This window comes from Neobacillus niacini, from assembly GCF_000759675.1.
In the GTDB taxonomy this organism is placed as follows: Bacteria; Bacillota; Bacilli; order Bacillales; family Cytobacillaceae; genus Neobacillus; species Neobacillus niacini_A.
Window position 1 is genome coordinate 85,057 of the sequence record NZ_BAWM01000006.1, and the last position, 15,962, is coordinate 101,018.

Here is a 15,962-nt window from a genome sequence, read left to right on the forward strand (position 1 = left end):
GAGGTGAAGAAGATAATGGGAACTTCCTTATCACAGTTTATGCTTCGTACTGGTATTTACAGCGGTTCGAACTCACGGGCAATGGTCCCTAGCTTATTTGCAGGCCTTGGTGCGAAAAGAGTAGTTCTTTTAAGTGACAGAGGGTTAGAAAAAGCCGGTGTCGTTAAAAAGGTTGCAGAAATATTTAATTTAACAGGTCATGGAAGCGGTCCACAGCTGGTCGGTCAATATCTTGATATTACCCAGGATGCGGAAAGCCGCTGCATTAATGATGCAGTCCGTTATGTAAAGGAAGTGAGTGGAGATGCCCTGCTGGCGGTCGGAGGCGGCAGTGTTATCGATACCGTTAAAGGTGTAAAATATGCGCTTCATAAAGGATTATCGGATATTAAAGAAGCGATTTCAGGCGGCCTATTATATGAACAGTTTCCAAAGGCAAACTTTATCCCGATTCCACATATCGCGATTCCGACAACAGCGGGAACAGGCTCGGAAGTGTCTCCAGTCGCAGTAATATTTAATGAAGATATACAAATGAAAACAAATATTATTAACCCGTTTATTAATGCGGATATGGCGATTCTTGATCCTGATTTAACCGTTGGACTTCCGCCTTTCATCACGGCCTTTACTGGGTTTGACGCCTTAACACACGCGATTGAAGCTCTGGCATCACCAACAGCCACAGCACTGACTGATGCTTATGCACTGCATGCGATTCGTTTAATTGAAAAAAATCTTCCAGTAGCAGTTGCGGAGGGTACGAATTTAGCGGCACGAATGGATTTACTGCAAGCGAGCTTAATGGGAATCACGGCCTTTAGCTTTGCTTTGAATGCGATTCCGGTGCACAATATGGCGCACGCCTACGGGGCATTGTTCCGCATTCCACATGGATTGGCAAATGCCGTATTTTTGCCAGTGGTCATGGAAATGGTACCTGCTTTATACCTTCCAAAGGTAAATGAGCTTGCTTCTGCCTTGGATGTGGAAGTGAAGGGGGATACAGCTGAAGCGGCATTAGCGAAGGTAGTAGAAAAAATCCGTTTACTGCAGCATAAGGTTGGTCTTCCTGCCGATTTCAAACAGTACAACATTACCGAAGAAAATCTAGCACAGTCCATACCTGCGGTTATGAAAGACCCTGCTGCACTAAACTTCCCAATGCCAAAAGAATTGATTGCAGCAATTGGTCAAAGGGTTGTTCCTCTAGGAGTAAAATAAAGTATAATAGATTGAACCAGTCAGTGGCGTATGAGCTGCTGGCTGGGTTTGTTTTTATGAAAAAAGGTCAATTAGGTTGGTTGTAAATGAGCTTCGCGAGTAAAAGGGAAAATTTGGAGTGTAAAATACATAATTCAGCGAGTAAATGGCACAAACTTGCGAGAAAAAGGAGAAATCTCGCGAGTAAATGAAGTTTTCCATGATACAGAACAGGGTACTATCATGGATATGGTGCCATGTTCTTAGTTTTATTAGACATTAAATTTTTTTGAATCCTAGTAAAGAATCATATATAATTTTCGTTAGGGTCAATCTCAGTAATGGAGCTTGTCTACATATTTTAATACGATTAGGAGTCAAAACAATGGAAAAAGTACTTATTTTCGGTCATAAAAACCCTGACACAGATACGATTTGTTCTGCAATTGCCTATGCAGATTTGAAGAAACAACTTGGGATGGATGTAGAACCTGTACGTCTAGGAAGCGTAAATGGTGAAACACAATATGCTTTGGACACATTTAAAGCAGAGGTACCTCGCTTAGTCGAAAATGTGGCATCTGAAGTAAATTCAGTTATTTTAGTAGACCATAATGAGCGCCAGCAAAGTGCCAATGATATTAACGATGTTCGTGTCATAGAAGTAATCGACCATCACCGTATCGCTAACTTCGAAACAAGTGATCCTTTGTACTATCGTTGTGAGCCAGTTGGCTGTACAGCAACGATCTTGAATAAAATGTATAAAGAAAATGGCAAGGAAATCAAAAAAGAAATTGCTGGTCTTATGCTGTCTGCGATTATCTCTGATTCATTGCTATTTAAATCCCCAACCTGCACAGCAGAAGATGTAGCGGCTGCAAAAGAATTAGCTGCAATTGCTGGTGTCGATGCCCAAAGCTATGGTTTAGAAATGCTAAAAGCGGGTGCGGATTTAAGTGACAAGACGATTGAGGAATTAATCTCACTGGACGCAAAAGAGTTTGAAATGGGTTCTAGTAAGGTAGAAATCGCACAAGTAAATGCTGTCGACACAGCTGAAGTTCTTGCTCGCCAAGAGGAATTAGAAGCTGCGATTTCTAAAAATATTGAAGAAAAGAACCTTGATTTATTCTTATTTGTGGTTACCGATATCTTAACAAATGACTCTGTCGGTTTAGCACTGGGAAGTAAAACCAGCGCTGTTGAAAAAGCATATGATGTTACATTAACAAACAACACGGCTGTATTAAAGGGCGTCGTTTCTCGTAAAAAACAAATCGTTCCAGTATTGACTGATATTTTTAATCAAGGTCTTTAATAAAGAAAACCGTTCTTGTTAACAGGAACGGTTTTTTAACATTATTAATTTTATGATGTTATAGAATAGGCCGCATACAAAGTCAAAACTATTACGTTGACTGTACACTTTTCTGTATGGTATATTTATAGAATCATAGGAAGGGGTGAGTAAGTTGGGAAGTTGTATCGTATCGGTGAAATAGCTAAGTTAATGAACCTCTCTAAAAGAACAATCGATTATTACACCCAAATAGGCTTACTAAACCCTATTCGGACGGATTCTAATTATCGATTGTATGGAGAAGACTGCATTCAAATTATGCATTTAATTGAACACTATAAAAATCTTAATATGCCACTTGAGGAGATTAAGTCTTCGATTGAGTTAATTAAGACGGAAAACTGTATTGATAAACAAAAAGTAGAAAAGCATTTTGAACAGATTGGGATATTAATGCGTCATCTTAAAGAAGAAATTGAAGCAATCGAACCTATTCTTCAAAGATTAAATCAAAATCAAAAAGAAATGGTTGTGAATAAACTTTCTTCACAGGGTGTTCCATTAGCCCAAACATTACTATTATTACTAAGATAAACTAATATTTACAAAAACCAGGAGGTGTATTCCTTACTTTTTCTTTAAGGTAAGGAGACCATTGACCATTATAAACTTGATTGTGATTGCCATTTTAATTGCTTTTACGGCATTCTTCGTGTCTTTCGAATTTGCCATTGTAAAAATCCGCAGTACACGAATTGATCAGCTTGTAGCAGAAGGCAATAAAAAAGCAATTGCAGCTAAGAAAATTGTTTCAAATTTAGATGAATATTTATCAGCATGTCAATTAGGGATTACTGTTACTGCTTTAGGATTAGGTTGGTTGGGTGAACCAACAGTGGAACACTTACTTCATCCATTGTTTACTCAATTAAACATACCTGAATCAGCATCTGGTATATTATCCTTTGTCATTGCTTTTGCATCTGTAACTTTTATTCACGTTGTAGTCGGGGAGTTGGCTCCTAAAACGGTAGCAATAAATAAAGCGGAGGCAGTTACGTTAATTTTTGCAAAACCAATGATTATCTTTTATAAACTAATGTATCCCTTTATAAAAGTATTAAATGGTTCTGCACGTATTATAGTTGGAATGTTTGGCTTAAAACCAGCTTCTGAACATGAAGAAGCACATTCAGAGGAAGAACTTCAATTTATCATCTCGGAAAGCTATAAAAGTGGAGAAATAAATCAGTCTGAATACAAATATGTGAACAATATTTTTGAATTTGACGATCGCATTGCAAAAGAAATTATGGTTCCTCGTACGGAAATCGTCGCTTTTGATAAATCACAAACATTAGAAGAATGTTTGGAAATTGTAAAAGTAGAAAACTATACAAGATATCCAGTCATTGATGGTGAAAAAGATAACATTGTTGGTATGTTGAACATGAAGGAAGTATTGACAGATTATATTAGTGGTAAAAACCTCGATACTCCAATTGATGAATATACTCGTCCTGTAATTCAGGTAATTGAATCAATTGCCATCCATGATTTATTAGTTAAAATGCAAAAAGATCGTGTTCACATGGCCATCCTAATGGATGAATATGGCGGTACGGCAGGTTTAGTGACGGTTGAAGATATTCTAGAAGAAATTGTTGGGGAAATTCGTGATGAATTTGACGAAGACGAAGTACCAGAAATCAACAAAATCAGTGAACATAAAACTGTAGTGGATGGGAAAGTTTTAATAGATGAAGTGAATGATTTATTCGGTTTAGACATCCAGGAAGAAGAAATGGATACCATTGGTGGATGGATCTTATCTGAGAAAATGGATGTTGTCGAAGGTGATAAGATTAAATATGGTGATTATGAATTTAAGGTTCTAGAAATTGATGGTTACCATATTAAATTACTAGAAATTGTGAAATTAATGAAACACGAATCTATAGCTTAAACCTAACCCTCTTGTATAACTTGCAAGAGGGTTTTATTTTTTTAAAATATGAGGCCGTTTTAAAGGGATTACGGATATGGAGGTAGAAAAATAGATATAGGAGCGATTCTATAAAAAGATAACAAAATCACAGATAATAAGGGAAAGGGGCAATACAATGACTACAAAAGTACAACAATTTGCAGACCAATTATTCGAAGCGGAGGTTTCAAAAAATGGAATTGAACCGCTTACATCAATCGATTCTGATTTGACAGCTAAAGATGCATACTATATTCAACTTGAAAATATTAATAGAAAAGTAGAACAAGGACAGAGAATTGTAGGCAAGAAAATTGGATTAACTTCTGAAGCCATGCAAAATCTCCTTGGTGTTGGTGAACCAGATTATGGTCATTTACTAGATAGTATGGTTGTAGAAAACGGAGGAAGAATTTCTATTGATCAGGTCCTTCAGCCCAAAGTAGAAGCAGAAATTGCATTTATCCTAAAAAAGGAATTAAGAGGACCGAATGTAACCACTCTTGATGTTCTTCAGGCAACAGACTATATTGTTCCCGCACTCGAAATCGTTGACAGCCGAATCAAGGACTGGAAAATCAAGCTTGCAGATACGGTTGCTGATAACGCTTCATCGGGATTTTATGTACTTGGAGGAAAGCCGACCAAAATCGTGGACGTTGAACTTGAATTGATTGGAATGGTTTTTACCAAAAATGGAGAGCTAGTAAACACGGGAGTTGGAGCAGCAGCATTAGGAAATCCTGCTACTTGTGTAGCATGGCTGGCTAATAAATTGTCTGAGTTTGATATTCCACTTAGAGCTGGTGAAGTGATTTTATCAGGTGCATTATCTGCAGCAGAGGTAGCTCGAGATGGAGATACATTTAAAGCTAGATTTGCTCAAATTGGAGAAGTGAGTGTAAGATTTTAATTGGATAACCGTAGTTACCAAGACCGCAGTTTTTTCTGTGGTCTATTTTTTTGACGAAAAATGTTGTGTAAATTCATAATGTTCTACAAATTACATCCGAAATAGTGATTCTAGTTGGTATTTGTCGAACAATTAATAGAGGTGTTTTGGAAGTTTTCCCTAAATTTATAGTGTAATAGATTTGCAACCAAAGTACTATTCTTGAGTATCAAATGTGCTATTAATATTTTCCATTGAATATTATTTAGTAAAAACGGAAGGAGAATCATCTTGAAAAAATTCAGCCTGCTGATTTTGTTTCTATTCGTCTTGTTACCTTCTATGGTTTCTGCCCATACCCATCTTGCAGTATCAAACCCTATTGAGGGACAGGTAGTTGTGAATGAGTTAAAAGAAATCACTCTAACCTTCGATGGGAACATTGAAAAGTTAAGTTCAATGAAAGTAATTAAGGACGGAGCGGAAATGACTGCACTACAAGTACAGATTGAAGCCGAGAAAATGTTTGGAATCTTGCCGGAACCATTAGAAAATGGAGCCTATGTCATTCAATGGAATATTGCTGGAGATGATGGTCATCCGATAACGGGTGAAATTAACTTCACTGTACAAAAAGAGGAAAAGGGCGAGGGACAAAGTGCAACCATTCCAGACCAAGGGCAAGATTCATCAGGGAGTGGTGAAGAAGACAGTGTAGAGGTCCAGATAACTGCTTATGGTAATGATGGGAGTGAAGGAATAGATAAACAAAATGGCACCGAGGAAAAAAGCAATTCCAACACCAATTCAATCATAACCATTATTGGCTTTGTGATTATTTTAGGAATTGGGTTACTGCTTTTAAGGAAGAAAAAATATCCATGAACCTATTAACCCCTATTGCAGATTTTGGTAATTATCTATTTTTTTCACTGTTAGTTGGTTATGTTGTCTTACAATTTGTACCTGAATCGAAAAAACCAACTATTCAACTTCCAAAATCATTATTACTTATCTGTACTCTCGGAATTATTATATTTTCTTTTGTTCCAGTTTTGGCGTTAATTTTGTTTTTTGATGGTACAGTCGGGTTTGCACGAGCAGGCACCTCTGTTATGATGACTACCCAAATTGGGCAAGGATGGCTGTTTATAACATTGTCTGCCATTTTCTTATGGTTAACCTTTTATTTAGAGCGCTCAAAATATATACAGGCATTCTGGATTGTTTTAATGATGATTGCCATAGGTTATGCGAGTCATGTTTCATCTCAATCGTTTGTGGTGGGATTATTCTCGCATACCACACACTTCCTTATGGTAACGATTTGGGTTGGTGTCCTGCTTCATGCTTCGTGGTTTTCCAAAGACAAGGAACATTGGACTGAGTTTTTAAAATGGTTTACGCCTCTAGCGATAGTGTGTATGATAAATATTTTTGCGACAGGGTTTGTCATAATGTTCACTATCGAAAAGCCTACAGAATATTTAAATGGCTGGGTAACACCTTACGGTCGAATGTTATTGTTCAAACACATAAGTATAGTTCCTGTTATTGTTTTTGCAATAATTAATGGCATTTTATCAAGAAGAGCTTCCACATTCTCTCAATTTGATCCTCGAACATGGTTAAAAGCTGAAAGTGTAATCCTTTTACTAGTTTTCTATTTTACAGCTGTACTAGGCACGTTATCACCACCTTATGAAATGGCTTATGATGCGCAAACAGCTAAAGCACCAACTTGGGTCGATTGGCTGTTAGCAAAAAACATCCTTGTTCCGATAGAAATTGAATTTGCGCCAACATTATTATCTGTATTGTTGATTACTGTGGCATTACTATTTTTGTTCCTAATTATTATTAGTTATAAAAGGATGAGTCCTGTATTTGCAACAGTGTTTGGTGGATGTTTTATTCTCACCCTGTACTTAGGCTTGATGTTTTCTTGTGTGCTTTATCCAATCATATGAGCAATGGAAGGTCATTGCTCTGTTTGTTCTTTTCACATAGTGTAAAAAGAGAGTGAGCATGAAAGAAGTAATAATAAATTTGACCTGGTCATATCAATTTATAGCAGCAGGGAACTATTACTTACATACTAATTGGAAGATGAAAGGGGTACAAAGGTTGAAGCAAAAGAAGTCTTTTTTACTATTAATTAGTTTCCTAATTTTATTTTCTATTGTATCTCTTTCGGTCATTTTTATCGTTCATTCATCAGAATTAAAACATGCGCTGGCACTCGATAAAGTAAGGCCTGTCACAGTATTAAAAAATAACGTAAAACAATCCTCGAGTAGTCAACAAATAGTCAATTCTGCTAGTAGAGCCCAAACCATTAAATCCCAAACAAATAAAGCACCTTCCACTAACAGCGAATCTAACGAAGCCATCATCCAGACCAGAGCCGCGGAAACTAAAACTGCTCCTGTGTCATTAGCTAGTTTAGATATGCCTAACGAAAAATGCATCAAGGGTGCACCGGTTCGTAAATTTAATATTACGGCTATCCAGGTTGATATGGTTTACAACAAATTTGGTGACCATGATCCCAAAGCAAAAATATATGCCTTAAAAGAAGATGTAGAAAAGATTCGAGTGTCTATTGCCGAAAATCCTGGAAAGCCGGTGAAGGAAATTCAACCGCTTGCCCTCCGTGCAAATAAAGGTGATTGCATTCAAGTTACTTTTAGTAATCAATTAACGGAGAAGGCTTCCATTCATATTGAGGGTGTTGGATACGACGTTAGGGGATCGGATGGCACTCAAGCAGGTTATAATCCTGATTCGACTGCTGCACCAAACACAGAAATTAAATATACCTGGAATGCTGGGGATGAAGGAACCTTCTTTTTTTACAATGGTGCGGATCTCACTTACTTTACCGATCCAACTGGGGAAAGGGGCACAATGGGTGATGGTTTATTTGGAGCATTAATTGTTGAATCTAAAGGTGCGACGTGGACCGACCCTGTAACAGGGGAAGAGTTAACGAGCGGATTATATGCAGATATCCATTTGCCAGATCAACCTGATTTCCGAGAGTTTACGTTATTTTTCCATGATGGAATTAGCGCTCAATTTGGCACCCCTCCTCCTCCTGGAACCCCGGAAGAGGAAGAACCTGAAGAAAATGGAGAGGAACCACATGGAGAGGAACCTCATGTAGAAGATCCAAATGAAAAAGAACTTTATGCTGTCAACTATCGTGCTGAACCGATGGATGAACGCTTGAAAAATGCAATGGGGGAAGATGGTAAAGATCCGACAATGTTCTATTCGTCTTGGGTTTTTGGCGACCCGGCAACACCTATCACTAGATCCTATGTGGGTGACCCTGTTAGATACCGAGTAATAGGGGCAAACAGTGATGAAAATCATGTTTTTCATCTTCATGGACACCGGTGGAAAAGTGATACAAAGAAAACAAACACAGTCGACTCTGATACGTTGAATATAGGAGATACCCAAACGGCTGAATTAGCATTTGGTGCTGGCTATGACAAGGATAATACCGGAGCACCAGGAGATTATTTATGGCATTGTCATTTGTTCCCACATTATTTAGAAGGCATGTGGGGATTGATGAGGGTCTATGATAAAGCGCAGGGAGACTTGCTGCCATTACCAGATAGGGAAGCACCTTCTAGTCCAACCGAACAAAATCCAGGTTTTCCTGCTTATATACCTGGCGAAATAGGCAAACGTGCTCCAAAGCCGCCGGATCCAGAATTGCGTCCAGCAACAGATTCAGAAAAAGCAGCTTTAGGTGCACTTGTACCTGGAGCACCTAATTTTGACCGCTGTCCAAAGGATGCTCCTATTCGTAAATATGACATCGTCGGGATTCAAAAAGAAATTGTTTACAATAATCAAGGCGATCGTGATAAGGAAGGACGAATGTACGTCCTAGCAGAAGATGAACAAAAAGTGTTGAGCGGAGAGTTAAGACCACGTCCACTTGCAATACGTGCAAATCAGGGAGATTGTGTCGAGGTAACATTAGAAAACCACTTATTCAATGCCAAAGAACCGAATGCACTATCAATACACATTCATTTTGTTGCCTATGACCCGTTAGGTTCTGACGGAACAGCGGTAGGTTGGAATTACAATCAAGGTACGGAACCAGGAGAAAAAATACGCTATCGCTGGTATGCAGATGAAGAAGGATCTATCTTTTTCCATGATCATACCTCTGCGAGTGAAAAGGGATTCCACGGAACCTTTGGCACCTTAATTGTCGAACCAAAAGGCTCTAGATGGCTGGATCCAAAGACAGGTAAAGAAATAAGGTCAGGAACGGAAGCCATGATTGTTCACCCTGAAAGAGAAGATTTCCGTGAACAAGTTCTCATTTATCATGATTTCGCAAGACTTTGGGATAAGGATGGAAACATGCTTCAGTTAGAGACAGATCCTTCAAATTTCATGCACGCCCATGGCTATGCAGCTGTCAATTATTCAAATGCACCATTTTTCCGAAGAAATAATTCGGATCCTGCTTATGTCTTTAGTTCATGGGTACATGGAGATCCCCAGACACCGATAATTCAAAGTTATCCAGGGGATCCAATAAAAATCCGTTTAATCCAAGGTGCACATGAAACCCAACATAACTTTAATGTGCATGGATTAAACTGGAAGCGTGAATCTGGTGTGGAGGATTCAGAATTAACGTCCACCCAAACCATCGGTATGTCTGAACAATTTACAATGGAAATACAACCAAACCCAGTTGGCGTTCAACAACGGGATTATTTATGGTCTTCACAGCCAATTGAAGACTTATGGAGCGGATTATGGGGCTTTGTCAGAGTTTGGGGAGAAAAAACACCCACTCTGCAAAAACTGCCTGATCGCCCGCAGCTAAAATCATCTGTTGTACCTTGGAAGGTAAACCAGATGAAGAGAAACGGAAAAGAACCTCCGAAGGCACTGACACCTGGAAATCCTTGTCCACCTGGTGCTTTGGTAAGAAAATTTGATATTACAGCCTTTATGAAGGACATTGTTTATAACAAATATGGTGATCATGATCCTTTTGGCATGATGTTTTCCCTTACAAAAGATTATTTAGACATTAAAAACGGCAAGAAAGCGGCTGAACCGCTAGTTATTAGGGCAAATGAAGGAGAATGTATTCAGGTAACTCTTTCAAATCAACTTCCGCTCGACCCACCTGAAAACCAGGCAGATCCTGCTTTGTTAATGGCTAACCAAGTAAACTGGAAGAATTCTAACCGAGTATCATTGCACCCACAAATGGTGCAATACGATATGCAGGGATCTGACGGTGCTACAATTGGCTATAATTATGACCAAACCATTGGTCCTGGCGAAAAAATCACCTATCACTGGTATGCCGATAAAGAATATGGCGGAACCATTCTTTATGACTATGGGGATATCCGCAGTCATCGACTCCATGGTGCTTATGGTTCGCTTATTATTGAACCTAAAGGCTCAAAATATCGTGACCCGAAAACCGGTGATGAAATCATGTCAGGTGCAAGGGCTGATATTATTGTTCCGAATATGCCAGATTTTAGAGAACAGGTACTAATGTTCTCAGATGGTCTTTATACGATTGGCAAGGATGGAAGTATTCCTACACCGGGTGTCGCTGATCTTGATATGGAGGATCGTGGCGAAAAAGGCATAAATTATAGCTCTGAACCGTTCAAACATCGATTAGCTGCTAACCCTGATAAATCGCTCATTTTTAGCTCTATCATCCATGGAGATCCTTCAACCCCAGTACCGGAAGCCTATGTAGGTGATCCCATCCGTTTACGAGTGATGCAAACTGCTGACCGATCAAGAGGAAGTGTATTTACACTTCATAGCCATCGCTGGCGCTATCAATGGACAGATCCTAATTCCAAGCTTGTATCTAGTCAAGGCTCGCTTACTCCAGGGGAGACCTTGGATATAATCCCCGTTCAAAATGAAGGCTTATTTAATCAAGTAGGAGATTATGTTTATCGGGAAATGAAACTAAGGAGATATTTAGAAGGTGGTTTATGGGGGATGCTTCGTATCCATAATCAACCAAAGTATCAACTGCAAACACTGCCTGACCGCCGTCCTGAAGAGCCATTTAATGTAACTGGAGTACTATCATTGGATAAGAAATTTATTAACTTCCAATGGAAATCCAATGTTAACACTAATATAGTGGGCTTTAACCTTTATAGGACAACATCCATAGCAAAGGGCTACCAACGGATAAATGGTAGTTTAATTCGCTCTTTATCCTATACTGTGCCGGTAAGTCCAACCAGCCCAAATTATTATTACACTGTTACCGCAGTAGATAAATTTGGAAATGAATCGTTGTATGCAAAACCTATATTAGTAGATATGGGGCTAAAAAGATCGGCCTTTGCACCCAAATATTAATAGATTTTATAAGAAGAAGGAGGGGGAAGAATTGCCACTACCCCTCCACTTTTTGCATTGTTTTTAATAGTAAAATAACACTATGAGCCTGTTAATAAATAGGTCTATCTATTTATTATATGGAATAAAATTGAAAAAAAGGGAAGGGGTAGTAGGAATGAAGTAATGAAGATTACTAGTTTTTATATGGTTCAATAATTGAAAAAGGTGGGTTGCGAATGTTACCAAGAGGTAGTAAAAGGAAGCGAAAGAAAGCGTCAACTTTAAGAAACGTTTTTCTTTTGGCTATTACAGTAGTTTTAGTCATTAGTAGTGGAATTTGGAGAGATAATGGGGTAAAAGCAAAATACATTGTCCCTCTTGATAAAATTCCAAAGCTTACCAAAGTGGGTCCTATCGGGGATTATGGTTATCCTGTATGGTATAAGGATTCGAACGGCAATAGGCTTGAGCTATGTTTGGATGGTAATGATCCCCTATGTGGTTTTGTTGCTGGGGAATTTGCAGAAGGTCCCCTCTCAGTAGAGAATGGTAATTTCCATGAAGAAGCTTTTTATCAGTTGGCAGGCGCTGAAATTGATATGCCTTCTGGTGGCAGGGCAGTAGCAACTTTCGCTCTTGAAGCTGCATGGGCAAATGAAATTGTCCAAGATGGAGACCAAATTGTATTCGGACGGGTTCGTTTTCGAATAGACGACTTAATGCCGAATCAATCATACATCATCACACATCCATATGGTGTAGATGAAATTGTTGCTACAGTAGAGGATGAAGATGAGCCAAATATTGGGGAAATTAGATTTGTTGAAGATATCGGGGTAGCTGGCGGATTTGAAGGGGCAAGGAAAAGTCGAATTGGGACTTTCTTAGAATGGAATACAACAGCTGATAGACCTGTCGGGTATGTAGGAAACCCGGACGTAGAGCATAAAATCAAGAATGGTTATCATAACGGAACAGAGGAACAAAACTATTTTAGGATTCAAGGACCTGGTATCAATAGTACTTGCGTTTCGGGTACGACTACAATCCAGAATTGTATCCAAACTGATTTATTCAGTCTAATGGGGAAAGAAGCAACAACTGCTGGTGTTGATGTCATAAGAGCTACATACAGCCAGGATACAGCGGGTAGTGGTACCATCGATGTATTTGCTTCTACAGAAGAAGATAAACAATATACAATTGATGTTAAAGGAGATGGAATGAGTGCAACAACCATGAGGGGAACAGCTGGACAATACTTTGGACGTTTACCATTTACCGGGGATATACCGACCGAAGTAACAGTAACGAATAAATCTGATAATCCTCTTAGTATCAAAAAGCTAAAACCTGTGGATCACATTACAGGTACTGCCAAATATGATACAAATTCAGATACTCTTTATATTACGGCTGCATCCAGCGATAAATTGAATGCACTAACACTAACAGCAGAAGGATTTGGCGATATTCCAGCATCCGGAACACTTGTAATTAAAAAACCGGTAAAAATTCCGCCAACTATTACCATAACCTCTACTAAAGAGGGCAGAGAAACTCTGCCAGTAAATGTTACAGCGGACCCGGCTATGGCAAATGCAGGTGCCACTCAAACCGTAAAACAGGGCTCGGAGGTAACCCTTGATGGAAGTGCTTCAACTAATGCAGCGACCTTTAAATGGGAGCAGGTAAGTGGTCCAACCGTTCAACTTAATTTGGCGGACCCTGTTAAACCAACGTTTACTTTCCCTAAACAATTCGTACCAGTAAGCTTTAAATTAACAGTTACAGGCGCTAATGGTCAAACCTCGACAAATGAATCAATTGTGACGATCATGCCAGCTCCAGATAAACTGGCAGTGCAGCCTGTAAGCTTTATACCAAGCACTGGAACATTAAACGTATCTGGAACGAGTGATGTTTTTGGACCAGGAGTAACAATTACAATCTCAAAAAGTAATCAAACGACTCCGCTTGGGACAGCTGTAGTGGGACCAGATGGTAAATGGATATTCTCGAAAAGGGGACTATCATTTGTGGCAGGTGAAACCTTAACAATTGTATCTAGTTCAGGTGGGAAACTGAATAATGTAGCTGTCACAATACTAAACAGGTAACCAAGTTAGCTGGAAAGAAACTCTTTTAGTTTCTTTCCAGTTTTTTATTTGAATGGCTTTGTTACTATATTTCGATAAAAACAGGTAACCCAATGAGTGCTATAAGTGCCCGAAATATTAATGGAAGAGAGAAAGCGGTAACCAATGAATAATGACCACCTCAATAATAGTAATGAAAAATGGGCATTCTATAAACCTCTGACTCGGAACGATTCCTTTATTCATTCGTCTAATGAATAAAGGGTTCTGGAAGGGTTGAAGCTATGTTTTTCTTTGTGTTATTTCTTATTGGGTTGATCATTCCGTTTATAATGATAAAGGTTAATCCCAGCTGGATTGTTTGGGCTCCGTCGATAATCTTATTTTTAGCTGCTATCGCTATGTATGGGAAGGCAGAGTTTTTTCCGGGTGAAGGAATGGCTGATTTGGCGGAACGACTTTACTTTATTATTTTTGGAATGACTGCAATTGGCTCGATTGTTGGTGGAATTATTGTACATTTATTAAGAAATAAATAAACTTCAATACAGAGTCAGGTCCTTTAGTATGGATTCTGGCTCTTTTCTTGTTATCCACCTGCATGTAACTAGGAATAGGGTCATATGGTGTAGAAAGGAGGTATCAAATGATTAATTTAAATGGACGGATTGTTAAGACTGAGGAACTCCAAAAAGAGATAACAAATAGTGAGCAAAGAACGATTTTGAAACAAATGGCCGGTCACCCAGTGGTTTATTATTACCCATCTCTACAACAATTGAAATTTGAATTATTATTCAGAGTGAATACTATAAAAGCAGCAACGGCTTTAGATAAAAGCGGTGCTAAGTTCACTACTTTTACCTATTCCTTTCCCAACAGAAAATATTGGTATCGATTGCCAAACGGAGGTTTTCTTTTGCGTGAGGGGGTCAATCCTTCGGAAGCAATTGAAGATATAGTGAAAAATGGTAAGTTGTATGCTTTTGAATGCGCTACTGGTATTGCAATCGTTCTATACCTTGCCACACTCTATACAATTGGTCCAAGAGCATTTAATACGTACTTCAGTCGCCTTTATTTAATGGATTGGCAATTTGACGAGGATCTGCCTATTTATTCAAAAGATGGAGAGGATTTCATCATTGGTGATGTCTTACATTTCAAAAATCCAGATTTTGATCCAAAACAGCCATGGTGGAGAGCAGAAAATGTGATCTTTTTTGGCAATGATCAATTCTATGGTCATGGAGTTGGAATAAGAGATTCTAAGACCATTATTAACTTTTTAAATGAAAAGAGAAAGGAGAACCCTGATGAATCCGCCTATCTTATGCGGATGATAACAAGACCTAATTATAATACGATATTTTTATTACGTTAAAGAAAGGAGGAGCATCCAAAATGAATGCTCCTCTTTCATTTCTATATATATCAACAGTGTATTCTTCCGTCAAAATCTGCGATCAGCCGTTTACATTTCATATAATCCAGCTCACGACGTTTTTCAACTTCCATTCTCACGTTAAGTTTCCGTTTGTAGTCTTCATAACATACTCCATGAGCAATAAGCATCGCTTTCTCCATCTCATTTGTGTACCTCAGTTTCAAATAATGGATAATGAATCCCTCCGGTTTTTACCGTTTTAACGGCTATTTGGTTACTACAGTACCAATGATAGCACTGCAAATATTTCCATACAAAGTCGAAAAAACGGCATTTCTGGCTGTCAGCAATGCTGACATGGATACTCGTGAATATAACTCTTACGTTCTTAAAATTGTAGCCATATCCTTCCAATAAGAGCTTGTAATGTCTATATCCAAACAAAAGAAAGCCCATCGCAGTTGCTGCAATGGGCTTTCATATTATGGAAAACAAATAAACATCTTTTTTAATTCATAGATTTATCTAACATGAAATCAGCTTTTGGCAGTGTAATAATCTTGCCGCCAATTTGCACATGTACGGTATCGTTGAAAATGGCTTTTACAATTCCCTTTAGTGAAACGCTTGAGTTGATTGAGATATCTTTTTTATCAGATTGGTTTGCCATATTAATCAACACCTTCCAAAGTTAATTATAAAAT

General features: G+C 38.5%; 12 protein-coding genes. 11 read left to right on the forward strand and 1 reads right to left on the reverse strand.

All coding sequences use genetic code 11. The features are described from left to right. The first annotated feature begins 15 nt into the window (after positions 1–15). The 11 genes from TR08_RS03255 to TR08_RS03305 all read left to right on the forward strand — a co-directional run bounded on the left by TR08_RS03255 (position 16) and on the right by TR08_RS03305 (position 15,255). Positions 16–1,224, forward strand: coding sequence for an iron-containing alcohol dehydrogenase (locus TR08_RS03255; protein ID WP_045515716.1), 1,209 nt, complete (start codon positions 16–18; stop codon positions 1,222–1,224). A 364-nt stretch (positions 1,225–1,588) separates the two neighbouring features. Next, on the forward strand, positions 1,589–2,524 hold the full coding sequence (locus TR08_RS03260; protein WP_045515717.1) for a manganese-dependent inorganic pyrophosphatase: 936 nt from the start codon (positions 1,589–1,591) through the stop codon (positions 2,522–2,524). Between the two features lie 162 nt (positions 2,525–2,686). After that, positions 2,687–3,100 (forward strand): MerR family transcriptional regulator, encoded by a 414-nt coding sequence (locus TR08_RS03265; protein WP_052427325.1) that lies wholly within the window; start codon positions 2,687–2,689, stop codon positions 3,098–3,100. 61 nt (positions 3,101–3,161) lie between these two features. Further along, a complete protein-coding gene (locus TR08_RS03270; RefSeq protein WP_045515718.1) occupies positions 3,162–4,472 on the forward strand; it encodes a hemolysin family protein in 1,311 nt (436 codons plus the stop codon). Positions 4,473–4,629: 157 nt separating this feature from the next. Beyond that, positions 4,630–5,406 carry a 2-keto-4-pentenoate hydratase gene (locus TR08_RS03275; RefSeq protein WP_045515719.1) on the forward strand — a complete coding sequence of 259 codons (777 nt, stop codon included), beginning with the start codon at positions 4,630–4,632 and terminating at the stop codon, positions 5,404–5,406. 270 nt (positions 5,407–5,676) lie between these two features. After that, complete coding sequence (locus TR08_RS03280; RefSeq protein ID WP_052427326.1) at positions 5,677–6,270, forward strand: copper resistance CopC family protein; 594 nt, start codon at positions 5,677–5,679, stop codon at positions 6,268–6,270. Continuing rightward, entirely contained in the window at positions 6,267–7,355 is a 1,089-nt protein-coding gene (locus TR08_RS03285) for a copper resistance D family protein (RefSeq protein WP_045515720.1), read from the forward strand. The genes TR08_RS03280 and TR08_RS03285 overlap by 4 nt, the downstream gene beginning before the upstream one ends. 157 nt (positions 7,356–7,512) lie before the next feature. Continuing rightward, complete coding sequence (locus tag TR08_RS03290) at positions 7,513–11,790, forward strand: multicopper oxidase domain-containing protein (RefSeq protein WP_193747662.1); 4,278 nt, start codon at positions 7,513–7,515, stop codon at positions 11,788–11,790. A gap of 218 nt (positions 11,791–12,008) precedes the next feature. Continuing rightward, positions 12,009–13,892, forward strand: coding sequence for a PKD domain-containing protein (locus tag TR08_RS03295; RefSeq protein ID WP_052427328.1), 1,884 nt, complete (start codon positions 12,009–12,011; stop codon positions 13,890–13,892). 263 nt (positions 13,893–14,155) lie between these two features. After that, entirely contained in the window at positions 14,156–14,410 is a 255-nt protein-coding gene (locus TR08_RS03300; RefSeq protein WP_045515722.1) for a hypothetical protein, read from the forward strand. Positions 14,411–14,517: 107 nt separating this feature from the next. Beyond that, positions 14,518–15,255 (forward strand): protein-glutamine gamma-glutamyltransferase, encoded by a 738-nt coding sequence (locus TR08_RS03305; protein ID WP_045515723.1) that lies wholly within the window; start codon positions 14,518–14,520, stop codon positions 15,253–15,255. A gap of 511 nt (positions 15,256–15,766) precedes the next feature. On the opposite strand, the gene TR08_RS32325 is transcribed toward TR08_RS03305, so the two are convergent. Beyond that, on the reverse strand, positions 15,767–15,928 hold the full coding sequence (locus TR08_RS32325; protein WP_165979054.1) for a hypothetical protein: 162 nt from the start codon (positions 15,926–15,928) through the stop codon (positions 15,767–15,769). Positions 15,929–15,962 lie beyond the last annotated feature (34 nt).